Genomic DNA, 22,130 nt, shown 5'->3' with positions numbered 1-22,130 from the left:
TACCGATGTCCATGTCCACCGCCGCCGAGGCCGCGCCCCGGCTCATTGCCGAACCGTTCCGCACTCGTCGAACTTTTGCGATCATTTCGCACCCTGACGCCGGCAAGACGACGCTGACCGAGCGCCTGCTCGCGGCCGCCGGCGCCATCCAGCAGGCTGGCGCGGTGCGCGGCAAGGCTGGCGTGCGCTCGACCCGATCGGACTGGATGGAGATGGAGCAGCAGCGCGGCATTTCGATCACCTCGTCGGTGATGACCTTCGATTATGACGGTCTCACGCTGAACCTGCTCGATACGCCGGGCCACTCGGACTTTTCCGAGGACACCTATCGCACGCTCACTGCCGTCGACGCCGCCATCATGGTGATCGACGCCGCCAAGGGTATCGAGGCGCAGACGCTGAAGCTCTTCGAAGTCTGCCGCCTGCGCGACATTCCGATCATCACTTTCATCAACAAGGTCGATCGCGAGGGTTTGGCGCCGCTCGACCTGATCGACGAAATCCAGGGCAAGCTGGCCCTCGACCTCACCCCCGTGCTGTGGCCGATCGGGCAGGGTGTCGATTTCCACGGCTATCTCGATCTGCTGGAAAAGCGCGTGCTGTCGCCGCAGGGCAAGCCGGTTGCCGAATACAATGCCATCGAAGACCTGCTCGATAACGAGACGCTGATCGAAGACCCGGTCTTCATGACGGCGCTCGAAACGCTCGAAATGGCGACGGCGATGCTGCCGAGCTTCGATCTCGAAACCTTCCACGCCGGGCATCTCAGCCCGGTGCTGTTCGGCTCGGCGCTCAAGGGCATCGGCGTTGCCGAACTCCTGCGCACGCTGGGCGAATGGGGGCCAGAGCCGCGCCCGCAGCCGGCTATTCCCGCGCCGATCGAACCATCGGACAAGAAGGTCACCGGCTTCGTGTTCAAGGTTCAGGCGAATATGGACGCCAACCACCGCGACCGCATCGCCTTCGTGCGCCTGTGCTCGGGCACTTTCACCCGCGGTATGCGCCTCAAGAATGTGCGCTCCGGCAAGGACATGGCCGTCAGCAACCCGATGTTCTTCTTCGGCAATGATCGCGAACTGGCCGAGCAGGCGGTTGCTGGTGACATTGTCGGCATTCCCAATCATGGCACTTTGTCGGTTGGCGATACGCTCACTGAAGGCGCCACGATCAACGTCACCGGCATTCCGAATTTCGCGCCGGAAATCATTCGCCGCGTGCGCCTCACCGACCATATGAAAACCAAGCAGATGGCCAAGGCACTGTCCGACTTGTCGGAAGAGGGCGTCACCCAGGTGTTCCGTCGCGTCGTCGGCGCCGACTGGATCGTGGGCGTTGTCGGTCAGCTCCAGCTCGAAGTGCTGTCGTCGCGCGTCGCCAAGGAATATGGCGTGCCGATCACCTTCGAGAGCCTCAACTACGAAGTCGCCCGCTGGATCGAGAGCGACGAGTCGGCGGAGTTGCAGAAGTTCATTACCGCCCAGAAGATGAACATTGCCGAGGATCGCACCGGCGCGCCGGTCTTCCTGGCCCAGAACGCCTGGTGGGCCGATCGGGCCAAGCAGGATTTCCCGAAAATCCGCTTCCTCACCACGAAGGAACGGCATTGAGCGCGGAACGCATCGAAGAGTTTCTCGGCGCGGTAAAGTCGGCCTTTGCCGGCAATACGCTAATCAAGCTCAAGCTGGGCGGCTATCACGGCGGCGAGGCCGATCTCAAGTCGATCGACGTCAAGAAGATCGTTGCCAAGGGGGCGGAGAAGTTCAGCTTCACCTTCCACTACAAGACGCGCGACATCATCAAGAACCACATCCAGCCCGAGGCGCTGGCGCTTCTGCGCAGCGCGCTCAAGGACGAATTCCGCAGTGCTCAGCTCGCAACCACCGCGTTCGACATGAGCTTTGAGCGCAATGGCGACAAGGTTCGCCTCAAGCGCACCGAAGTTGCCGGACGCGACTCCGTGTCCACCGAGCACAACCGCGCCAAGAACCGGCCTTTGGCGGCGACCGACAAGCCTTATCTCCATGCCCTCGGTATTACCGGCAAGGATGGCCAGATCCGCAACGATGCGCAGGATAAGTTTCGTCAGATCAACAAGATGGTCGAGATCTTTGCGCCTTTGATTCAGGCGATCAAGGCCGACAAGCCGCGTATCGTCGACATGGGGGCGGGCAAGGGCTACCTGGATTTTGCGCTTTACGACTATCTCGCCAACGTCGCCAACCGGTCGGCCGAGATTGTCGGCGTCGAAATGCGCGACAAGCTGGTGGCGGATGGCAATGCCACCGCGGCCGGTTCCGGCTTTGACGGCTTGAGTTTCGAACCTGGCACGATCCTCAACTACGACGCCACAGGCGCTGACGCGGTTATTGCGCTGCACGCCTGCGACACGGCTACCGACGACGCTATCTACAAGGGCATTGCGGCGGGAGCATCGCTGATCGCCGTCGCGCCCTGCTGCCACAAGCAGATCCGTCGCCAGATGGAAGCCGGGAAGCCTGTGACCCAGCTCGACGTGCTGTTGCGCCACGGCATTTTCCTCGAGCGCCAGGCCGAGATGGTCACCGATACCCTTCGCGCCCTGCTGCTGGAGCTCAGCGGCTATCGCACCAAGGTGTTCGAGTTCGTCTCGGACGCGCATACGCCCAAGAACAACCTGATCGTCGCTGAAAAGGATGGCAGGGTGGGGCGCGATCGTGACGCCATCCTCAAGCAGATTGCCGACACCAAGGCGATGTTCGGCATCGAGCAGCACTATCTCGAGGGGCTGCTGGGGCTCTAGCAGGGCGCGCGATTCCCTCGCCACTTGAGGGAGAGGGACGACCAAGCTGCGTTCAGCGGATTGGTCGGGGTGAGGGGTGCTGCGTCATCCCATGCCCCGGAGACTTCGGGAAGAACCCCTCATCCACCCTTCGGGCATCTTCTCCATCAAGGGGAGAGGGGGAACGCCCGTCGGGTAGCTCTCGATTTTCCAAGCAAAGGGTTTATAAATCCGATGCCAACGGCTATATGCTGATGGAACAGCAAGCTCTTCGAGACCTATGACCAAGATCACTTTCGTCCAGCAGGACGGCGAACGCATTGAAACCGAAGGCCAGAACGGCGCGACCGTGATGGAAACCGCCATCATGAACGGCATTCCCGGTATTGTCGCCGAATGCGGCGGCGCCTGCACCTGCGCCACCTGCCACGTTTATGTCGATGACGCCTGGACCGAGACGGTCGGCGGCCCTTCGATGATGGAAGAAGACATGCTCGATTTCGCCTTCGACGTGAAGGCGCAGAGCCGTTTGAGCTGCCAGATCAAGGTTCGCGATGCACTGGACGGGCTGGTCGTGCACGTGCCGAGCCGGCAGGGTTAGTCACAACGCGTGAAGGCGTAAGGCTCACCCCAGTCGACGCCCGCCTCGACATCCAGGTCGTACAGGTGAAACCGGTCCGGGTGGACCCAGACGGCGAAGTATGATGGCCCGCCGGCGACAGGCAGCCAGCGCGTGCGGCCGTCTTTCGCCACCAGTTCTGTTGCGGCTTCGGCCGGCGTGTCCTTGGGACCTTGATAGAAGATGTGACGGTCATCTGCCGCTTCGATGCGTACCGGCAACTCGCAGGTCGCATAGGTCGTATCAGGCTGGCCGGCGAGCACCATCGACCAGCTGCCGACGAACGGTGCTGACTTGCCATTCTCGACCTCGGCGATGCCCTCGCGCGGCCAAGGCATCATTGCCGAGGCCGGGGCCATGGAAAGCAGTACGCAAACGACCGGTGGCACGAGGCGTTTCGGGATCATTGATGCACTTACTCCTTTAACTGCGCCACGCGCATGTGCCGCGTTACCCTTCAAATCTGACGCAGCGAAAGCAAAATTTGCTCCGCACGGTCATCGCAAAGATTCATTTAGCGGGTTTGTTGTCTCCGCATGTTTGGCGTTCCAACGCCGGCTCCCGCAGAGAAATATAAAAGCTATTGAATTTCAACATCTTGCCGCGTTGGGCTGGTTTGGATTATTTTCTCGCCAATCATCACCAAGGTTCCAATGGGTCAACTCAACACATTTCCGTTGAGCTACAAAGTACAGGGTCAGCGCATCGTCATCGTCGGCGGTGGAGAAGAAGCCCTCAACAAGACCCGGTTGGCAACTAAGACTACCGCGCAGGTCGTGATTATCTCCCGCCATATCGAAGCCGATTTCAGCGGCTTTGCGGTTGAGATGGTCGAGCGCGCTCTCGTGCCCGCCGATCTCGATGGCACGGCCCTGGTCTTCGTGGCCGAAGAAGGCGCGGACGCCGAATTGGCCAAGGCCGAGGCCCGAACTCGCGGCATTCCGCTCAACGTCGTCGACGTTCCCGCCGAGTGCGATTTTTACACCCCGTCCATCGTCGATCGCGCGCCATTGACGGTCGCCATTTCGACCGAGGGCGACGCGCCAGTCCTGGCCCGGCTGGTGCGCGCGCGCATCGAGGCGATGCTGTCGCCGCGGATCGGCAAAATTGCGCGTCTGGCCGGTAGCTTGCGCAAGACGGCTGAGAGCCTGATTGACGACGGCGCTGCTCGCCGCCGCTTCTATGAAGCGCTGGTGACCTCGCCCGAGATCGAGGCTGCCGAGCAGAGCGGGCAGGGCATTGCTGCGGCAACGGACCTGCTGAACCAACATGCCGCCGGCGAAAGCAGGGGCGTCGTCTGGCTGATCGGCGCTGGTCCCGGCTCGGAAGACCTGCTGACCCTGCGCGCCCAGCGGCTGCTGCAGGAGGCCGACGTGATCGTACATGATCAGCTAGTGCCATCAGTGGTCGTCGATATGGGCCGTCGCGATGCCGAGCGGATCGATGTTGGCAAGGCCAAGGGCCATCACAGCTTCTCGCAGGCGCAGATCAATACGCTGATCGTCCGGCTGGCGGGGCAGGGCAAGCGCGTTGCTCGCCTCAAATCCGGTGACCCAATGATCTTCGGGCGGGCGGGCGAGGAAATCGCGGCGCTGCGCAAGACGGGCATCGACTATCAGATCGTGCCAGGCATCAGCGCCGCCCTCGCCGCCGCCGCCGATACCGCCACGCCGCTCACGCTCCGCAAGGTGTCGAGCGGCTTCATCATGGCGACTGCACACGGCGCCGACGACAGTGACTTGCAGCACTGGGCGGCGCTGGCGCAATCCGGACTGACGCTGGCGCTTTATATGGGCAAGTCCATCGCGTCCGAAGTCGCGGCGCGGCTGATCGCCCACGGAGCGCTTCCGGCGACGCCTGTGGGCATCGTGGTCAATGCAGGCCGCGCAGGCAAATCAACCTATTCCGGCACGCTCGCCACCCTGGCCGCTGGTCAGGTTGCGTTCAGCGATGGTCCGGCAATCATTTTCGTAGGCGAAGCCGTTGAGGCCGGTGATTGGGCGGACGCCGCCCAACTCGCCGGTATGAGCTTCAAGGTAGCATGATGGAAATTCTGACAGGCAATGAACTGACGTCCGGCGCGACGGTCTATCTCGATGCCAGGGGCGAGTGGGTCGAAGACCTGCAGGTCGCACGGCTGTTCTCCAAGGAAGAGGTCGCCGAGCGCGATGCCGCTGTGGTGGCTACCAAGGGCACTGGTCGCATCCTCAGTCTCGAGATCGAGGAAGTGACTCAGGATCAGGGGCTCATCGTGCCCAAGCGCCTGCGCGAGCGGATACGGGCTGCGGGCCCCACCGCGCCGCTGACACTGAACGGCGAGATATACGACCGCCAGCATCTGGATGAGGACGGTCATGTATCGATATGACGAATTCGACGCGGCCTTTGTTGCGGGCCGCACCGCGCAGTTTTCCGATCAGGTCAAGCGCCGGCTGTCGGGCGAACTGAGTGAGGACCAATTCCGTCCGCTTCGGCTGATGAACGGGCTCTACCTGCAATTGCACGCCTATATGCTGCGCGTTGCGGTGCCCTATGGCACGCTGTCGTCGCGGCAGATGCGCAAGCTGGCCCATATCGCGCGCGCATATGATCGCGGCTATGGTCACTTCACCACGCGACAGAACATCCAGTACAACTGGCCCAAGCTCAAGGACATCCCTGTGATCCTGGAGGAGCTTGCTTCGGTCGAGATGCACGCCATCCAGACCTCGGGCAATTGTATTCGCAATGTCACCACCGACCAATTCGCCGGCGCGGCGCTGGACGAGATCATCGATCCGCGGCCGGTGGGCGAGATCATCCGCCAGTGGTCGAGCCTTCACCCCGAATTCAGCTACCTGCCGCGCAAGTTCAAGATCGCCATTACCGGCTCGCCCAACGACCGCGCCGCGATCCGCTTCCACGATATCGGGCTCCAGGCCGCCGCCAATGCGGCCGGTGAGATCGGCTGGGAAGTCTGGGTCGGCGGTGGCCTTGGTCGCACGCCGATGATCGGCAAGCTGATCAACAGCTTCGTGCCCAACGAGCACCTGCTGGCCTACCTCGAGAGCATCATGCGGGTGTACAACCGCTATGGCCGCCGGGACAACAAGTACAAGGCGCGCATCAAGATCCTGGTGCATGAGGAAGGCCTCGAGACCATCAAGGGTCAGGTCGAGGCCGAGTTCGCCGAAGTCCGCGGGGGTGTGCTGACGCTGCCGTCGGCGGAAGTCGATCGCATCACCACCTACTTCGCCCCGCCCGAGTTCAAAGCGCAGGCGGCGACCAGAATCGACGTGGCCTATGAGTCGATCATCGATCCCGCCTATGGCCGGTGGCTAGACAACAACATCAATTCGCACCGCCAGGCCGGCTATGCCTCGGTCACGATCTCGCTGAAGCCAGTCGGCGGCGCGCCGGGCGATGCCACCGACGCACAGATGGACGTTGTGGCCGATCTGGCCGAGCGTTACTCGTTCGATGAGCTCCGCGTGACGCACGAACAGAACCTGGTGCTGCCGCATGTCGCTATCGCCGATCTGCGCGCGGTTTATGACGCGCTGGTCAAGTCTGAGCTGGCGGAGGGCAATACCGGGCTGATCACCGACATGATCTGCTGCCCGGGCCTCGACTTCTGCGCCCTGGCCAATGCCCGTTCGATCCCGATCGCACAGGAAATCTCGCGCAAGTTCGCCGAGCCCAAGCGCCAGGCCGAAATCGGCGATCTCAAGATCAAGATTTCCGGCTGCATCAATGCCTGCGGGCACCATCACGTCGGCCATATCGGCATTCTCGGCGTCGAGAAGAAGGGCGGCGAGCTCTACCAGATCACCCTGGGCGGCGACGCCACGCAGGATGCTTCGGTGGGCAAGATCATCGGACCGGGCTTCGAGGCCGACGCCGTGCCCGGCGCCATCGAGACGCTGGTCGATACCTATATCGCCAAGCGCGAAAGCGCCGGCGAGACCTTCATTCAAGCCTATCGGCGCCTGGGGGAAGCGCCATTCAAGGAGGCCCTTTATGGCGCTGCCTAAACTCGCCCACGTTCCTGCCGCGCATGACAAGCTGCGCGCCCTCGGCATCCTCGCGCTCAACGGCATGTTCGACGAGATGGATGCGGTTGGCGTGCTGCGCCAGGCGGCAAATGACGTACTGCCGGGCGATCTCGCCATCGTCTCCTCGTTCGGCGCCGACTCCGCCGTGTTGTTGCACCTTGTGGCCCAGGTCGATCCGAGCCTGCCGGTCTATTTCCTTGAAACCGGCAAGCACTTCGCCGAGACGCTGGATTATGTCGAGACGCTCAAGAAGCATCTGGGGCTGATCAACGTCCACGCGATCCATCCAAACTCGGAGGACGTGAAGCGCTTCGATCCCAATGGCGACCTGTGGGAGACCGATCCCGATAGCTGCTGCCATATCCGCAAGACCGAGCCGCTGGAGCCTATCACCGAGCAGTATGGCGGCTGGGTTACCGGGCGGAAGCGCTTCCAGACCAAGGAGCGCGGCGTGCTGCCGCATTTCGAACTGACCAGTGATGATCGTATCAAGGTCAACCCGCTGGCCTACTTCAACGATGCCGACGTCAACCAATACAAGATCGACCACGGCTTGCCCGAGCACCCGCTGTTCGCTAAGGGCTACAAGTCGATTGGCTGCGCGCCCTGCACCTCGGTGGTTGCCGAGGGCGAGGATCCGCGCGCCGGACGGTGGCGCGGCCTCAATAAGAAAGAGTGCGGCATCCATTTCGATTTTAACGGAGCGATTGCCTCGCCAATGACTGCCGCGACCCGACACACGCTATGGAAGGACGGCGCCTTCATCGCCGACCCGTTCCATGAATGGGCCGAGGACAGCGATCCGGCGACGGCGAGCTACAAGCACGTGCCGCTGCCGGTGTTCCTGGCCAATCGCGAGGCGTTCCTCGCCACTCAGCATCCGCTGGGCCTTCTGGTGGTGCCAGGCGATCGGATCGAGGACGTGGAGGCAGACCTCGGTCGTTTCGCGTCGATCGCGATCAAATTTCCAGCCTTCTCTGACGGTCGGGGCTATTCGACCGCGCGCCTGTTGGCTGAGCGTTACAAATATGCCGGTGAAATCAGGGCTGTAGGCGATGTTCTGCAGGATCAGATTCCGCACATGCGGCGCTGCGGTTTCACCGCTTTGGTGGTGACGCACGAGCCGAGCCGTGCGGCGCTGATCGAAAATCGCCTGCCGGAGGTGGCGATTTTCTACCAGCCCGTTGGCGTCACCGAAGTGCCGGTGGGCACCCGGCCCTTCCTTCGCCGCGTTTCCTGAGGTAAGTGGAGCGCGTTAGTCAGGAAATCCCGCGAGGGGTATCCATCCACCACTGCGTCATTCCCGCGAAAGCGGGAATCTTCCTTGCCGCACAAACGGGAATCCCCGCAGGTGCGAGGATGACGTCGAGCAGAATGTCGGCCCGTTTGGCCCCAAGAAGAGTCTGAAATGAGCACTGAAATCACCACCGATGTCGTCGTGATCGGCGCGGGCCCCTGTGGGCTGTTCGCGGCCTTCGAACTCGGGCTGCTCGATATCAAATGCCATTTCATCGATATCTTGGATCGCCCCGGCGGGCAGTGCGCAGAGCTCTACCCGGAAAAGCCGATCTATGACATTCCGGCCTTTCCCGTTGTTACGGGCCAGCAGCTGACGGATAACCTTATGGCGCAGATCGCGCCGTTCGCGCCCGAGTTCCACTTCAACCGCATGGTCAATTCCATCGAGAAGCAGGAAGACGGCTCGTTCAAGCTGGAGACTGACGCCGACGAAATCTTCCACGCCAAGGTGATCGTCATCGCTGCCGGCGGTGGCTCTTTCCAGCCCAAGCGGCCGCCGGTGGAAGGCATCGAGCAGTATGAGAACAAGTCGGTATTCTATGCCGTCCGCAAGATGGATGATTTCCGCGACCAGGACGTCGTCATTGTCGGCGGCGGCGACTCCGCGCTCGACTGGACGCTGAACCTGCAGCCCATCGTGCGCTCGCTAACCTTGGTGCACCGCCGCGATGCCTTCAAGGCTGCGCCGGCCTCGGTCAACAAGATGAAAGAGATGGTCATGGAGGGGAAGATCAACTTCCTCCTCGGCCAGATCGGCAAGCTCGATGGCGAGAACGGTCAGATCAACCACGTGCACCTGACCACCGATGCCGGCGACCTGTCGGTGCCGGCGACGCGTTTGCTGCCGTTCTTCGGGCTGACGATGAAGCTCGGCCCGGTCGCCGATTGGGGCCTCGAGCTCAACGACAACACGATCAAAGTCGATACCGAGAAGTTCGAGACCTCCGTCCCCGGCATCTTCGCCATTGGCGATATCAACTGGTACCCGGGCAAGCTCAAGCTCATCCTCAGCGGCTTCCACGAGGCGGCGCTGATGGCCCAGGCGGCCAAGGCGATCGTGTCGCCGGGCGAGCGCGTGGTGTTCCAGTACACGACCAGCTCGACCAAGCTGCAGAAGAAGCTGGGCGTCGCCTAAGGCAGCCCTACCGCTTCCATCGTCATTGTCCGGCTCGTCCGGGCAATCCATTTGGGCGCGGAACCATGGATCACCCGGACGAGCCGGGTGATGACGACAAAGGTTGGTCTTGCCGTGACCGGCGCATGAGGCTAATGGCACCGCGTTGTTGAGGACACGCCCATGATCATCAATGTGACCGACCAGGCCGGCGAAAACCACGAGCTCGAAGGGCTCGAGGGTTGGCGCGTGATGGAGGTCATCCGCGACTGGGGGCTCAACATCAAGGCCGAGTGCGGCGGCGCGCTCAGTTGCGCCACCTGCCACGTCTATGTCGACAAGGATTGGCTCGATGTCGTCGGCGCGCCCAGCGATGATGAAGAGGACATGCTCGACAGCGTCGGCGACGTCCGCTCCAACTCGCGCCTGAGCTGCCAGATTCTGTGCAGCGACGCGCTTGATGGCCTCAAGCTGACGCTCGCGCCCAGCGCGGCCAAGGACTAGCCCGCCTTCGGTCCATCCCGCTCGGCATCGAGCAGCTTGCGCACTTTTTGCAGCACGGGCAGGGCGCTCATCAATTCGTCCACGCCGATATTGTCCGCCAAGTATTGAAAGGCCGGCCCCATGCTGGCGATGGCTTCGTCGCGAAAGGTGCGGCCGGCTGGCGTGAGCCGCACCACTTTGGAGCGGCCGTCGGTCGGATGAGCCTCGATGGCGATGAAGTCATGCTTGCCTAGAACGGCTAGGGTATGCGTCATCGTGGCCTTGGTGACCTGAAGCGCATTGGCGATTTCGACCGGTGTGCGGCCGTCGCCCATGCGCGTCAGGTGGTTGAGCACGATGAAGTGCGACAAATGGATGTTTTGCGGGACCAGTCGACCGAACAGCGCGCCGCTGAGTTGGGCGACGATGCCGATCTCGTTGAAGAAGCCGAAGATCGCACCATTGGTCTGCTTATTGTCCATGCTCGATCCTAGATAAGTTTGGCCTCCAGCGGCCAGCGCGGACTAGGCGCCACCGCGGCGGCATAGCCCAGACGCGCCAACATTTGGACAGTGCCGCCGCTGGGCGCAAGCATTTGATGGGCTTCGGCGTAACAGCTCTCCATTTCGGGGAATTCCTGTAACGCCTGGCTGAGCGGTTGGATGCCGATTCCGGCTTCCGTGGCAGCAAGATTGATGCGCAGCCAATCACGTCCTGCGGCGATCTGTTCGGCGCGGCTATTGCCGGGACTGATCAGCCAGACGTGGGCCATGGCGCTATCGACATTAGCCATCACAGCCTCGACGCCCTGCGCAAATACCATGGAGTTGGTGTCGAGTGCGGTTTCGCGCGTGAACTGACCGAACAGCGCCAGCGTGTCGAAGAGCGGGCCGCCAAAGTCGATACCGTCCGGGTTGGCCTCGATCTCGGCCTTGCCGATGCGGAACAGGTCGACGCTTTCGCGATAGGTGTGCGGCGTGTGGATTTCGATGTCGAGCGCGCGATGGGTCAGGTCGCGCAGGGCGGCGACATGGTCGGCCTCGCCGCTCGTGGCGATGCTGTTGCCGTGCCGTCCGACGGTGGCCAGTTCGGCGAGATCGAGGTCAGGCACCGGACGGTTCAGGTCATAAGGTTCCTTGAGTGAGCGGCGCTCGAGGACATGGGCGAAGAGCGGGTCGGCGATCAAAGTGCGGTCGGCCACGAAGCGGATATCAGCGATGGGCCGGGCGTCGAGATGACCAGTGTCGCTGCCCTGCGGGAAGAGTTCAGTTTCGAGCCGGTAGCCGTCGGCGGCTGCGGCCATGGCCATGAGTTCGAGAAAGCAGCCCAGGCCGATGGTAATCTGGCGGTTGAACGGGTCGGTCTGGGGCAGCAGGCGATCGGTATCGACGTGCAGCCGCAGCGCGTCGTCTCCGACCAATTCCACCAGCCAGGGCTGACGATTGTGCGGGTTGGGGGCGAGAATGGCGTAGGACAATGCGCGCCGACGCGGCTCGTCGTAGAGTTGACCCGCGTCGCTCCAGGGCCGTAGGGCGCTTTCGGGCGTGCGTGTGGCCACGAAGGCGCCCGCTGCCCCTGTGGCCGCAAGAACAACACCGCCGCCCGCGAGCAGCACAAACTGACGTCTCTTCATCATTTCCTCCATATGGTTTGATGTTGTACTAAATAGTATGACATCAAACCATATTCAAGATGGACGAAACGACGAACGAGATGCGCTGCGTCGCCTACTCCGCCGCGACGCTGAACGAGCGCTGCTCACCATGCTTGGCGATCCACTCCACATACTTGTCGACGAAGTTCTCAAGAAACCCGCGCGACTGTTCGTCGGTGACTTCGAAATGCTCGTCGATCAGGCCCGGCTTGAACTGGAAGTAGACCTCTGGCTGCCCCATCGTGACGAAGCCGAGCGGCGGCAGGATGGCGCGGAGCTGGCTCTGGCCGGCCGCGGTACCGACGCCACCCGGACTGGCGCCGGCAATAGCCAGCGGCTTGCCCATCCAGGAATTCTGGCCGTAGGGCCGTGACCCCCAATCCAGCGCGTTCTTGATAACGGCGGGGAACGAGCGGTTGAACTCGGGCATCACGATCAACACCGCATCGGCAGCCTCGACGCGCTGCTTGAGGTCGGTAACAGCGGCCGGCGGGTTGTCCCACAGGTCATTGTTGTAGAATGGCAGGTCGGCGATCGGAAGGTAGTCGAAGCGCAAATGCTCCTCCGCCAGCTTCTCGATGGCCTTGACCAGAGTCTTGTTGATCGATTTCTCGCTCAGGCTGCCAAGCAATACGGCGACGTTCTTCATGTCAGGAACCTATGGTATCCGTTGGTAACTGACGCTATATGAATAACCTAAAGAAGTGCCGCAAGACGGCACTTTTTCGAAACACGAGGTACAAAAATGAAACCGGATGACGCGCATCTGCCGCACGATTGCCGGCCTGTTGGCGAGATACTGAACCAGATCGGCGGCAAGTGGACGGTGCTGATCATCAACCTGCTGAGCGACGGGCCGATGCGTTTTTCGGGCATCAAGCGCCAGATTGGCGGCATCAGCCAGAAGGTGCTGACGGCTACTTTGCGTGACCTGGAGATGGACGGCTTCGTCACCCGCACGGTGACGCCATCCATCCCGCCGCGTGTGGATTATGAGCTGACCGAGCTTGGCTACGACCTACAAATTCCGCTCAAGACGCTGGGCAAATGGGCGGTCGATAATCGCCCTAAGGTGCTGGAGGCCCGCCGGCAATATTTCTTGACCCACCCCGAGGCGATGCCGCAGCGAAAAGGCCGCATTGCTCAAACGACGCTGGCGGCGGCCGAGTAGGCTCAGAAGGCGGTTATATCGATGGGCGGAAAGCGCAGCGACTTGCTGTCGCATTCGTGCCACGTCATCTCAGCGCCCGCCTCGTCTTCCTGGCCGACACACCAATCGCGCTCGTTGAGCGCGGCGCCGTAAACGGAGCGGGCGGCGCAGGCGGCCCAGGTTCGAAAACAATGCGACGAGAGCGTGTCAGCTCTTGCCCTGGTCACCGGCCAGCTTCACCAGCTCGGGGATGAAGTCGCGCACCATGGGTTGCGGCTGGGTTTCGAAGGGCAGGGGGCGAACGACGCGCATGGCGGCAATGCCGACGCGCACGGTCATGAGGCCGTTGACGACGCCCTCACCAAGCCGGGCCGACAGTTTTGCCGCAATGCCCTGGCCGACAAGCTGCTCGACGATACCATCGGTCAACACCAGGCCACCGGTCACGGCAAGATGGGCGAGGATGGCACCTGTGAGGCGCCAGAACCCGAAAAAGCCTGGGCGAGCGCCGTAGAGGGCGGCAATCGCCCCGGCGAGGCGAATGCTCTCATAGATGACGAAAGCGATGTCGACGAGCGCGCGTGGGGATACAGCCGTCACCAGCGCAACACGTCGCGCTGATGCTGCGGTCAGGGCCTTGGCGCGCGCGTCGAGCGGAGCCATCAGGCTGCGCTCGGCCATGGCGACCATTTCGTGCCCGTCGAACATATGCGGCAGGTTGTCGGTGACGGTCTGGCGTGCCCGAGCCAAATCGGCTCGATCAGCGTAGATGGCGTTCAAGCTTTTGAGGACATTGCTGGCAGCATGCTGGTCGTTTGCTGCCGTTGCGCTGGCAGCTTGCTGGCGCAATACATCGAGCACGCGGAGGCGGCGGAGAGCGAAGGCCTCGCGCGCGGCCAGGGCCAGAACGGCGACGACGAAGACGCCGAGTACGCCCATGCCCAGCCAGCCGAGCCACTCATTGGCGGCGAACAGATCTCGGATCAGCCGGTCGGCGGCAAGGCCGAGCCCCGCGGACACCAGGATGCCGCCCGCGGTCCAGGCAAGGCGGCTAACCCAGCCCATGCGGCGGGGTGGCGGGGCGACAAGCGTCTCGTCGATGGCCTCGTCGAACGCCGCCTCGGTGATTTCGACCTTGGCCGGAGCAAAGGCGCGGGGCACGCGGACGAGTTCGACGTCGTCGGTCGCGGTGTTTGTCGGGCGGGCTACGGGGCGTTTCATGCGAGCCAGTCTCCCACCAGATAATCCAGCGCCCGGTCGAAGCGGATATGGGGCAGCACGACGTCGCCGCCGGCGTTGCGGTCGAGCTTCTGCGGCGGGGTGAAGCGCAGGAAATTCAGCGCCACCGGCGTTCCGTCCTCGAACAATGAGTCCGGCCGCTCCGGTAAGTCACCGGGGAACAAAGCAATTTCGGTTTTGCCGTCATAGGTCACGCCGTCGAGTGTCTCGCTCTTGATGGGCGTGCCGATGATCGTCGGCAGGGTCTCGCCACCTTCGTTGATGGTGCCTTCACGCGTGGCGCGTATGCCGGCAAGGGCGATGGAGCGCGTTTCGGCGCCGGCGAAGCGTGCGCGTTTGGTGGCGTTGGACACCAGGCGGTTGAGGATCGTCTCCAGCCGATCGTGGCTGGTGTGGTGCACATGATCGGCCTTGGTGGCGGCGAACAGGATACGGTCGATCTTACGCACAAAGGGGCGGAGCAGGGGATTGGTTTCGCCCTGGCGGAAACAGCCGAGTACGGCTGTCAGCGCGGTTTCCAGATCAGCCACGGCGGTCGGACCGGCATTAAGCGCCCGCAACGTGTCGACCAGCACGACCTGACGATCGAGGCGGGCAAAGTGATCGCGGAAGAATGGACGCACCACGCGGTCCTTATAGGCCTCGTAGCGGTGTTCCAGCATGGCATAGAGGCTCGTGCCGCGAACGGCCTGGCTCGCCGGCGGCAGCGGCGCGAAGGTCAGCGCGGGCGAACCCTCCAGGTCGCCGGGCAGCAGGAACCGTCCAGGGGGAAGTGTCGACAGCGCGCCATGTTCGCGGCTGCGCCGCAGATAGTCGGTGAAGGCCGCAGCCAATCTCTCGGCGTCGGGGTCGTTCGCGTCCTTGAGCGGGTCGATGCTATCGAGCATGTCGAGAAACGGCCTGGCTTCCTTGCCCGAGCCGGGCCGGCGAGCGCGCTCCAGTGCCTCGGCGTTCCACTCGGCGAAGCTCAGGCCCAGCAGGGGTAGATCGAGCAGCCACTCGCCGGGATAGTCGACGATATCGAGGTTGAGGGTGGAGGGTCCGGAAAGGCCCGAATACCAGCGCTTGGACTGGAATTTGAGCACGACGCGAAGCTGGGAGATGCGGCGCGTGCTTTCCGGCCAGCTCGGCACCGATCCCGTCAGCGCCTCCATGTGCTGCTCGTAGGCAAAGCGCGGAATGGTTGCGTCGGGATATTCAGCCAATCTGGCGCCGATGAATCGCCCCTCGGCGAGAGGGGTGAAACCCGGCATGCGGCCGCCGGTCAGCAGGTTGTGCACCAGCGCGGTGATGAAGATGGTCTTGCCCGCGCGGCTGAGCCCCGTCACCCCGAGGCGCAGGGTGGGGGTAAAAGCGCCGGTGGCGCTATCGGCAAGATTGGAAAGGGCGATGCCCAATTCGTCGACGATGGTCGTGGGAGGTTGGGGCACGCGCGGGTCTCTCGGTCAGCCCGCAAGATAGGGATTTGTGCGTTTCGTTCAAGCGCCGCGCATCGCCGCGGCGGCCGATCACATCTGCGCGGCCCGTTTCATTTGGCGCGATCGGTTGAGAAATGCTTCATTTGTAAGGCGGTAGCATGCGGTATGTTGAATACCATACGCCCCCTGGACCTGCCGGTACCTGACCCGCAGGCACTGCCAAAAGGGGACGCTCTGCATCTGGCAGTTGCCAACCTGCTGGTCGCCGAGGGTCACCTGACGCTGGTCAATCTCGCTGCTGCGACGCGCGCCAGTGCGGAGTGGGGCCATGAGCTGTCGCACGTCCTGATTGCACAGGGCTATGTGCGGCGCATGCAGTATTATCAGGCCCTTGCTGCGGTCTACGGCCTGCCCTTCGTCAATCTCCGCGAGCAGCCGAGCGATCCACTCCTGGTCGACCCGGACGATCGGGCCGACTACACCGCCCATAATCTGACACCCTGGCAGCTGGTGGACGGCAAGATGCTGATCGCTGCGACCAGTGTTTCCGAGACCAATATCGAGTGGGCTGAGGATCGATACGGCAAGGCCTATGGCTTCGTCATCACCTCGCCCTACGACATCCTGTGGCAGACGCAGTCGATGTTCCGCGATCGCGACAGCCACACCGCGCGGGAAGGTCTATACGAGTGGAAACCCGAGCATTCGGCCAAGTTCACCGTCACCAAGTCGCAGAAGACCACCATCCTGGTCTGCTTCGCCCTCGTGGTTCTGGCGCTGGTCGTCGCGCCGATGGCGACCTTGGTCGTCCTCATGTCAGCAGCGACAGTGCTTTACACGCTCACCTTCGCCTTCAAGTTCCTGCTGACCTGGGTCGGGTCCAGCCGGCGTGCCGATATCATGGTGTCGGACGAGGCCGTCGCGAGCCTCGTGGACCGCGACTTGCCGGTCTACACGGTGCTGGTGCCGATGTATCGCGAGGCGCGGGTGCTGCCGCTGCTGGCCAAGGCGCTCAAGGGCCTCGACTATCCGGCGTCGAAGGTCGAAGTGAAGCTGGTGCTCGAAGAGGATGACGACGAGACCATTGATGCCGCCAAGGCCCTCAATCTGCCGGGCAATTTCGAGATCATCCGGGTGCCGGCCAGCCAGCCCAAGACCAAGCCAAAGGCCTGCAACTATGCGCTGCAATTCTGCCGGGGCGAATTCCTGACCATCTACGATGCCGAGGATCAGCCTGAGCCCGACCAGCTCAAGAAGGCCGTGCTGGCGTTCCGCACCGCCGGGCCAAACCTTGCCTGCGTGCAGGGGCGGCTCAACTATTTCAATCGCGGTGAGAACTGGCTCACCAAGATGTTCACGCTCGAATATTCACAGTGGTTCGATTTCATGCTGCCTGGGCTCGACCGGCTCAAGGTGCCGATCCCGCTCGGCGGTACGTCGAACCACTTCAAACTGGCGGCCCTGCGTCACGTCAACGGCTGGGATCCCTACAACGTTACCGAGGATGCCGATCTCGGCGTCCGGCTGGCGCAGGAGGGGTACACGGTCGGTGTCATCAACTCGACGACCTATGAAGAGGCCAATGGCGTGCTGCCGAGCTGGATCAAGCAGCGCAGCCGTTGGATCAAGGGTTACATGCAGACCTGGCTGGTGCATATGCGGCACCCGGTGCAGCTCTACAGATCCATCGGTCCGGTTGGCTTTTTCGCCTTTCATTTCTTCATCGGCGCGCCGGCTTTCACCGTGTTGCTCAATCCGATCCTGTGGGCGATGACGCTGGCCGTGCTGGTCACCAATACCCAGTCCTTCGGCTGGCTGTTTCCCGAGCCGTTCGGCACTATGGCGGTGTTCAATCTCGTCGTTGGCAACCTGTTCCTGATCTATTTCGGCGTTGTGGCTGCGCTCAAGCGGCGCTATTTCGACCTCGTCCTGGTGGGCGTAACCCTGCCGTTCTACTGGGTGCTGCATTCCATCGCCGGGTACAAGGCGCTCAAGCAACTCATCAGCAATCCCCACTATTGGGAGAAAACCGAGCACGGCACCTCCGCGATCACCCAGGCCAACCTGGCCGAGGTCAAGGCGGAGAACGCGGCATGAGCGCGACAGCCGTGCCGATGATCGTGCGGCGACCCGCACGGGACTGGACAATGCCTGCCGGGCTGCTGGTCGCGATCCTGCTGCTGGTGGTTGGTGGCAATCTGGCTGGTAATGGCGTGTACCCGCAGACGCTTGCTGGTAGTGCTTCGCTGCCCGGATGGGAGCAGGGGAGCCTGTTCCGTGTTGTGGCCGTCTGGGTGGCCAGCTGGCCGGTGCCTGGTCTCGATAGCGCCACCGCGTTGCTGCTGATCTACGTGTTCCTCGCTAGCGTCGGGGCAGTGCTAACGTACCGCTTTCTTCGGGTGAGCGATTGGCCCGCCTGGCAGGCGCTGGCGGCGCTGGCGCTTATCGCGTCGCATGGCTTGATGCTTTATTCCGTGACGACAACCAGTGCGGAATTCCTGCTGGTCATCGCCGCCGGGGCGCTGATCCCCGCCGTTCGGCGGCTGGAGGCGGTGGGCGACGTGCAGTCGATCATCAACTATGGCCTGACCCTGACCTTGCTACTGCTGGCGGGACCGATCCTGGCGGCGCTCATTCCGCTGCTGGTGCTGGCCGTGCCCTTGCGCGAGGCAGAGGCGCGGCAGAAGCCCCAGGTGTTTGCCGCCATGCTGCTGGTCGCAGCGGTTCCCGCGGTCATCATCATTGCCGGTGTGTGGGCGATGGCCGCGCGCGCCAGCATTGGCGTCGATACCCTGGCGGCGCCGTTCCGAGATGTGTTCACGCCGTCGCGGGGACCGTTGCTACCGGGGCTGATCCTGCTCGCCGTGACAGCCCCTGTGGCCGCCGCACTACTGCTGCATCTCGTGGTCCCGGATCGCCGCCGCAAGATATTCACCAGCCTGCTGGCGGTAGCCCTGCCGCTCTACGTGGCGGTCGGCAATAGCCTGTTCGATTGGGGGCTGGCCGTGTGGGCGCCAGCGGCCGTGATGATGGCGACGGTGATTGGCTGGCTTGGTACGACGCGCATTCGGCCATGGATGCGCTGGCTGGTGCTGGCCCTGCTGCTGCTGAGTTCGCTGGGGAGCTGGATGCTGGCCCGATCCTGGGCCGATGCCGCATGGTTGAGCGGTCTGCTGCCCATGCGCCTCTTTAGTTTCCACATCTGATTGTCGGCCATCTAGCCGCCGCAGGCCGGGCTTTTCCGAGCCCCCGCGACGGCTCGCGCGTGCTCGCTCAGTTCTGTCATCCAAACGTCATGCAAGTGTCGCGTGGCTGTCGAAGCTCTGCCCACAGATTGGAATGGTTCGAAATTTCACGCCGTTCAAAGCTGTTGAGGAGCTTCCCTGATGAGCGACCAGACCCCGATCTTCAAGACGTCCCAACTCGAAGCGGCCGATGCTCCGCCGCGCAACATGACGGCCAACCCGACGATGGGTGAATTGATCAGCGCGCGCTTCTCGCGTCGCGGCTTTCTGCAGGGTTCGCTGGCGGTTTCGGCCATTGCCGCGACGGTCAGCCCGCTCGCCATTTTGACCGCTCGCGAAGCCAAGGCGGCCGGCACTTCCGCCTTCTCCTTCACCGAGGTCGAGGCCGGCATCGACGAGACGCACCACGTCGCCGAAGGCTATGACGCCGATATCCTGCTGCGCTGGGGCGATGGCCTGTTCCCCGATGCACCCGAGTTCGATCCGACCAAGCAGACAGCTGCCGCCCAGGCGCGCCAGTTCGGCTATAACAACGACTATGTCGGCTATATCCCGTTCGAGGATTCCTCCGAGCATGGCCTGCTGGTGGTCAACCACGAATACACCAATCCGCACCTGATGTTTCCCGGCATCGTGACGCTGGCCGAGGGCGAGATGACCCTCAACCCGCTCACCAAGGAGCAGGTGGATATCGAGCTGGCGGCCCACGGCGGCACCATCGTCGAGATCAAGAAGACCGACGGCAAGTGGACCGTGGTCAAGGACGGCGCCCTCAATCGCCGCATCACCGTCGAAACGGAAATGGAAATCACCGGCCCTGCAGCCGGCCATGCCCGCCTGCAGACGGTTGCCGATCCCACCGGCAAGAAGGTGTTCGGCACTGTCAACAACTGCGCCGGCGGCGTGACGCCCTGGGGCACCTATGTGATGGCCGAGGAGAATATCCACGGCTACTTCGGCGGCGAGCTGCCGGCTGATCACCCGGAAGCGGCGAACTACGATCGTCTGGGCATTCCGGAAGGCTCCTACGAGTGGTCCAACTTCTACGACCGGTTCGATATCTCCAAGGAGCCGAACGAACCCAACCGCTTCGGCTACATCGTCGAGGTCGACGTGATGGACCCGACCTCGGTTCCCAAGAAGCGGACCGCGCTGGGTCGCTTCAAGCATGAGGGCGCCGAGTCGATCGTCAGCAAGGACGGCCGCGTGGTGTTCTATCTCGGCGACGACGAGCGCTTCGACTACGTCTACAAGTTCGTCACGGCGGGCAAGTTCAACCCCGATGACCGTGCCGCCAACATGGACCTGCTCGATGACGGCACGCTCTACGTGGCCAAGTTCGCCGAAGATGGCACCATCGAATGGATGCCGCTGGTGCAGGGCCAGGGCCCGCTCACCGAGGCAAATGGCTTTGCCAGCCAGGCCGATGTGGTAATCGCCACCCGCCTTGCCGCCGACCTGCTCGGCGCGACCAAGATGGACCGCCCCGAAGACATCCAGCCCAACGGTGTCAACGGCAAGGTCTACGTCATGCTGACCAACAACACCCGTCGCGAAGCAGGCCAGGAAGACGCGGCCAACCCCCGCGCCGAGAACGCCTTCGGCCACATCATCGAGATCGCGGAAGCCGATGGCGATTTCGCCGCCACCACCGGCACCTGGGAAGTGCTGCTCAAGTGCGGCGATCCCTCGATCGCCGAAGTCGGCGCGACCTTCTCGACTGACACCAGTGCCAACGGCTGGTTCGGCATGCCCGACAACTGCGCCGTCGACTCGCTTGGCCGCCTGTGGGTTTCGACCGACGGCAACAGCCCCTCGGGCACCGGCCGTACGGATGGTCTGTGGGCCGTGGATACCGAGGGCGATGCCCGCGCTACGTCAAAGCTCTTCTTCCGCGTGCCGGTTGGCGCCGAAATGTGCGGCCCGCTCTTCACCCCCGATGACGAGACGGCCTTCGTTGCCGTGCAGCATCCGGGCGATGGCGGTGACGACTGGGAAGGCTTCGGCCGCGTGTCCTACTACGAGGACCTCTCGACTCGCTGGCCCGATTTCGACGATGCCTTGCCGGTGCGTCCGTCCGTGGTGGTGATCACCAAGCAGGGTGGCGGCAAGATCGCGGTGTAATGAAAGTACTCGGGGCGCGGTCTAATCCGCGCCCCGATTCTACATCAATTGTCGCTGCCTACTTCCCAATCTCCGCCATGTCATACGGCGTCGTCTGGTAGATCTCATTGATCCAGTTCTGGAAGAGCAGATGAGCATGGCTGCGCCAGCGGTTTTCCGGCGTTGCAGTCGTATCGCCATTGGGGAACAGATTGGCCGGCGGCGGCGTGCCCAGGCCGGCCTTCACGTCCCGCTCATACTCGTCGGCCAGCGAACGATTGTCGTATTCCAGGTGGTTGAGGAAGTGCACGGCGCGATGCTTGGCGTCGCCGAGCATGGAGACGCCGATATCCGCATTGTCGATCAAGACCTCGAGGTCAGCGCCGAGCGTCGTTCGGTCGATGTCGTTGTAACGCGACACCGGGATCATCGGGCTGTCTGAAAATCCGCGCAGGTAGGGCGAGCGCGGGTTCACTACCTGATGGCGGAACACGCCGAAAGCCTTTTCGGCCATGCGGTAGCGCTTGGCGCCGTGGAAATGGTGCAAAGCGGCCTGGGCGCCCCAGCAGATGAACATGGTGTGGTGCACGTTGGTCTGCGTCCAATCCATGATTTCGAGCATTTCCGGCCAGTAGCGCACTTCCTCGAACGGGATGTTGGCGATGGGCGCACCGGTAACGATGAACCCGTCGAACTTGTGCTCCCGCACGTCCTCCCAGGTCTTGTAGAAGGTCTTGAGGTAGTCTTCCGAGGTGTTCTTGGATTGGTGGTCGGTGACCCGCACCAGCGTCAGTTCAACCTGCAGCGGCGTCGAGCCGATCAGGCGGGTGAACTGGGTCTCGGTGCGCTCCTTGTTGGGCATCAGGTTGAGCAGTCCAATGGACAGCGGGCGGATGTCCTGGCGCGCGGCGCGCGTAGAATCCATCACATAGACGCCCTCGTCTTCGAGGGTCTTGCGGGCAGGCAGGTTGTCGGGAATTCGTATAGGCATATCAGCCTCTTGAGCGAGAATGA

Annotated in this window: 20 protein-coding genes; 13 read left to right on the top strand and 7 right to left on the bottom strand. The window is 62.8% G+C overall.

Going from position 1 to position 22,130, the window contains the following annotated elements; all coding sequences use genetic code 11:
• Positions 1-5 precede the first annotated feature (5 nt).
• From MF606_RS13075 to MF606_RS13065, 3 genes are all read left to right on the top strand, one after another.
• Positions 6-1,607: a peptide chain release factor 3 gene (locus MF606_RS13075; RefSeq protein ID WP_338084373.1), complete on the top strand. Its 1,602-nt coding sequence runs from the start codon at positions 6-8 to the stop codon at positions 1,605-1,607.
• On the top strand, positions 1,604-2,779 hold the full coding sequence (locus tag MF606_RS13070) for a class I SAM-dependent methyltransferase (protein WP_240229733.1): 1,176 nt from the start codon (positions 1,604-1,606) through the stop codon (positions 2,777-2,779). Before MF606_RS13075 ends, MF606_RS13070 begins: the two co-directional genes overlap by 4 nt.
• 259 nt (positions 2,780-3,038) lie before the next feature.
• Positions 3,039-3,359 carry a 2Fe-2S iron-sulfur cluster-binding protein gene (locus MF606_RS13065; RefSeq protein ID WP_240229731.1) on the top strand — a complete coding sequence of 107 codons (321 nt, stop codon included), beginning with the start codon at positions 3,039-3,041 and terminating at the stop codon, positions 3,357-3,359.
• Here MF606_RS13065 and MF606_RS13060 read toward each other — a convergent pair.
• On the bottom strand, positions 3,356-3,784 hold the full coding sequence (locus MF606_RS13060; RefSeq protein WP_240229729.1) for a hypothetical protein: 429 nt from the start codon (positions 3,782-3,784) through the stop codon (positions 3,356-3,358). The two genes, MF606_RS13065 and MF606_RS13060, sit on opposite strands and share 4 nt — an antisense overlap.
• 246 nt (positions 3,785-4,030) lie before the next feature.
• On the opposite strand from MF606_RS13060, the gene cysG reads away from it, so the two are divergent.
• From cysG to MF606_RS13030, 6 genes are all read left to right on the top strand, one after another.
• On the top strand, positions 4,031-5,422 hold the full coding sequence (gene cysG, locus MF606_RS13055) for a siroheme synthase CysG (protein ID WP_240229728.1): 1,392 nt from the start codon (positions 4,031-4,033) through the stop codon (positions 5,420-5,422).
• Complete coding sequence (locus tag MF606_RS13050; protein WP_240229727.1) at positions 5,422-5,745, top strand: DUF2849 domain-containing protein; 324 nt, start codon at positions 5,422-5,424, stop codon at positions 5,743-5,745. The genes cysG and MF606_RS13050 overlap by 1 nt, the downstream gene beginning before the upstream one ends.
• Positions 5,732-7,390, top strand: a complete 1,659-nt coding sequence (locus tag MF606_RS13045; protein ID WP_240229725.1) for a nitrite/sulfite reductase — start codon at positions 5,732-5,734, stop codon at positions 7,388-7,390. The genes MF606_RS13050 and MF606_RS13045 overlap by 14 nt, the downstream gene beginning before the upstream one ends.
• Positions 7,377-8,651 carry a phosphoadenylyl-sulfate reductase gene (locus tag MF606_RS13040; RefSeq protein ID WP_240229723.1) on the top strand — a complete coding sequence of 425 codons (1,275 nt, stop codon included), beginning with the start codon at positions 7,377-7,379 and terminating at the stop codon, positions 8,649-8,651. Before MF606_RS13045 ends, MF606_RS13040 begins: the two co-directional genes overlap by 14 nt.
• A 168-nt stretch (positions 8,652-8,819) precedes the next feature.
• Positions 8,820-9,845 carry an NAD(P)/FAD-dependent oxidoreductase gene (locus tag MF606_RS13035; protein WP_240229721.1) on the top strand — a complete coding sequence of 342 codons (1,026 nt, stop codon included), beginning with the start codon at positions 8,820-8,822 and terminating at the stop codon, positions 9,843-9,845.
• A 162-nt stretch (positions 9,846-10,007) separates the two neighbouring features.
• Positions 10,008-10,328, top strand: a complete 321-nt coding sequence (locus tag MF606_RS13030; RefSeq protein WP_240229720.1) for a 2Fe-2S iron-sulfur cluster-binding protein — start codon at positions 10,008-10,010, stop codon at positions 10,326-10,328.
• On the opposite strand, the gene MF606_RS13025 is transcribed toward MF606_RS13030, so the two are convergent.
• The 3 genes from MF606_RS13025 to MF606_RS13015 all read right to left on the bottom strand — a co-directional run bounded on the left by MF606_RS13025 (position 10,325) and on the right by MF606_RS13015 (position 12,610).
• Positions 10,325-10,789, bottom strand: a complete 465-nt coding sequence (locus MF606_RS13025) for a MarR family winged helix-turn-helix transcriptional regulator (protein WP_240229719.1) — start codon at positions 10,787-10,789, stop codon at positions 10,325-10,327. The two genes, MF606_RS13030 and MF606_RS13025, sit on opposite strands and share 4 nt — an antisense overlap.
• 8 nt (positions 10,790-10,797) lie before the next feature.
• Positions 10,798-11,940: an Acg family FMN-binding oxidoreductase gene (locus MF606_RS13020; protein WP_240229718.1), complete on the bottom strand. Its 1,143-nt coding sequence runs from the start codon at positions 11,938-11,940 to the stop codon at positions 10,798-10,800.
• Between the two features lie 94 nt (positions 11,941-12,034).
• Complete coding sequence (locus MF606_RS13015) at positions 12,035-12,610, bottom strand: NADPH-dependent FMN reductase (RefSeq protein WP_240229716.1); 576 nt, start codon at positions 12,608-12,610, stop codon at positions 12,035-12,037.
• Between the two features lie 96 nt (positions 12,611-12,706).
• Here MF606_RS13015 and MF606_RS13010 point away from each other — a divergent pair, with 96 nt between their 5' ends.
• Positions 12,707-13,132, top strand: a complete 426-nt coding sequence (locus MF606_RS13010; protein ID WP_240229714.1) for a winged helix-turn-helix transcriptional regulator — start codon at positions 12,707-12,709, stop codon at positions 13,130-13,132.
• 186 nt (positions 13,133-13,318) lie between these two features.
• On the opposite strand, the gene MF606_RS13005 is transcribed toward MF606_RS13010, so the two are convergent.
• Both MF606_RS13005 and MF606_RS13000 read right to left on the bottom strand, forming a co-directional pair.
• A complete protein-coding gene (locus MF606_RS13005) occupies positions 13,319-14,332 on the bottom strand; it encodes a YcjF family protein (protein ID WP_240229712.1) in 1,014 nt (337 codons plus the stop codon).
• Positions 14,329-15,780 carry a YcjX family GTP-binding protein gene (locus MF606_RS13000; RefSeq protein ID WP_240229711.1) on the bottom strand — a complete coding sequence of 484 codons (1,452 nt, stop codon included), beginning with the start codon at positions 15,778-15,780 and terminating at the stop codon, positions 14,329-14,331. Before MF606_RS13000 ends, MF606_RS13005 begins: the two co-directional genes overlap by 4 nt.
• 153 nt (positions 15,781-15,933) lie before the next feature.
• Here MF606_RS13000 and MF606_RS12995 point away from each other — a divergent pair, with 153 nt between their 5' ends.
• The 3 genes from MF606_RS12995 (at position 15,934) to MF606_RS12985 (ending at position 21,137) form a co-directional block, all read left to right on the top strand.
• Complete coding sequence (locus MF606_RS12995) at positions 15,934-17,865, top strand: glycosyltransferase family 2 protein (RefSeq protein WP_240229710.1); 1,932 nt, start codon at positions 15,934-15,936, stop codon at positions 17,863-17,865.
• Positions 17,862-18,974 carry a hypothetical protein gene (locus MF606_RS12990; protein ID WP_240229709.1) on the top strand — a complete coding sequence of 371 codons (1,113 nt, stop codon included), beginning with the start codon at positions 17,862-17,864 and terminating at the stop codon, positions 18,972-18,974. Before MF606_RS12995 ends, MF606_RS12990 begins: the two co-directional genes overlap by 4 nt.
• 180 nt (positions 18,975-19,154) lie before the next feature.
• Complete coding sequence (locus tag MF606_RS12985; RefSeq protein ID WP_240229708.1) at positions 19,155-21,137, top strand: PhoX family protein; 1,983 nt, start codon at positions 19,155-19,157, stop codon at positions 21,135-21,137.
• A 58-nt stretch (positions 21,138-21,195) separates the two neighbouring features.
• On the opposite strand, the gene MF606_RS12980 is transcribed toward MF606_RS12985, so the two are convergent.
• The gene (locus tag MF606_RS12980) at positions 21,196-22,107 is read right to left on the bottom strand and encodes a homoserine O-succinyltransferase (protein WP_240229707.1); all 912 of its coding nucleotides are present in this window, start codon (positions 22,105-22,107) and stop codon (positions 21,196-21,198) included.
• Positions 22,108-22,130 lie beyond the last annotated feature (23 nt).

It is taken from the genome of Devosia lacusdianchii, assembly GCF_022429625.1.
Classification (GTDB): domain Bacteria; phylum Pseudomonadota; class Alphaproteobacteria; order Rhizobiales; family Devosiaceae; genus Devosia; species Devosia lacusdianchii.
Note: the sequence above shows the minus strand (reverse complement) of the source record. Positions and strands in the feature narration are given on the sequence as shown.

What these genes read in the sequence shown, in the direction of transcription:
- MF606_RS13075 (WP_338084373.1), top strand. Translation starts at nt 6, where the DNA reads ATGTCCATGTCCACCGCCGCCGAGGCCGCGCCCCGGCTCATTGCCGAA.
- MF606_RS13065 (WP_240229731.1), top strand. Translation starts at nt 3,039, where the DNA reads ATGACCAAGATCACTTTCGTCCAGCAGGACGGCGAACGCATTGAAACC.
- MF606_RS13060 (WP_240229729.1), bottom strand. Translation starts at nt 3,784, where the DNA reads ATGATCCCGAAACGCCTCGTGCCACCGGTCGTTTGCGTACTGCTTTCC.
- cysG (WP_240229728.1), top strand. Translation starts at nt 4,031, where the DNA reads ATGGGTCAACTCAACACATTTCCGTTGAGCTACAAAGTACAGGGTCAG.
- MF606_RS13050 (WP_240229727.1), top strand. Translation starts at nt 5,422, where the DNA reads ATGGAAATTCTGACAGGCAATGAACTGACGTCCGGCGCGACGGTCTAT.
- MF606_RS13045 (WP_240229725.1), top strand. Translation starts at nt 5,732, where the DNA reads ATGTATCGATATGACGAATTCGACGCGGCCTTTGTTGCGGGCCGCACC.
- MF606_RS13040 (WP_240229723.1), top strand. Translation starts at nt 7,377, where the DNA reads ATGGCGCTGCCTAAACTCGCCCACGTTCCTGCCGCGCATGACAAGCTG.
- MF606_RS13035 (WP_240229721.1), top strand. Translation starts at nt 8,820, where the DNA reads ATGAGCACTGAAATCACCACCGATGTCGTCGTGATCGGCGCGGGCCCC.
- MF606_RS13030 (WP_240229720.1), top strand. Translation starts at nt 10,008, where the DNA reads ATGATCATCAATGTGACCGACCAGGCCGGCGAAAACCACGAGCTCGAA.
- MF606_RS13025 (WP_240229719.1), bottom strand. Translation starts at nt 10,789, where the DNA reads ATGGACAATAAGCAGACCAATGGTGCGATCTTCGGCTTCTTCAACGAG.
- MF606_RS13020 (WP_240229718.1), bottom strand. Translation starts at nt 11,940, where the DNA reads ATGAAGAGACGTCAGTTTGTGCTGCTCGCGGGCGGCGGTGTTGTTCTT.
- MF606_RS13015 (WP_240229716.1), bottom strand. Translation starts at nt 12,610, where the DNA reads ATGAAGAACGTCGCCGTATTGCTTGGCAGCCTGAGCGAGAAATCGATC.
- MF606_RS13010 (WP_240229714.1), top strand. Translation starts at nt 12,707, where the DNA reads ATGAAACCGGATGACGCGCATCTGCCGCACGATTGCCGGCCTGTTGGC.
- MF606_RS13005 (WP_240229712.1), bottom strand. Translation starts at nt 14,332, where the DNA reads ATGAAACGCCCCGTAGCCCGCCCGACAAACACCGCGACCGACGACGTC.
- MF606_RS12995 (WP_240229710.1), top strand. Translation starts at nt 15,934, where the DNA reads ATGTTGAATACCATACGCCCCCTGGACCTGCCGGTACCTGACCCGCAG.
- MF606_RS12990 (WP_240229709.1), top strand. Translation starts at nt 17,862, where the DNA reads ATGAGCGCGACAGCCGTGCCGATGATCGTGCGGCGACCCGCACGGGAC.
- MF606_RS12985 (WP_240229708.1), top strand. Translation starts at nt 19,155, where the DNA reads ATGAGCGACCAGACCCCGATCTTCAAGACGTCCCAACTCGAAGCGGCC.
- MF606_RS12980 (WP_240229707.1), bottom strand. Translation starts at nt 22,107, where the DNA reads ATGCCTATACGAATTCCCGACAACCTGCCTGCCCGCAAGACCCTCGAA.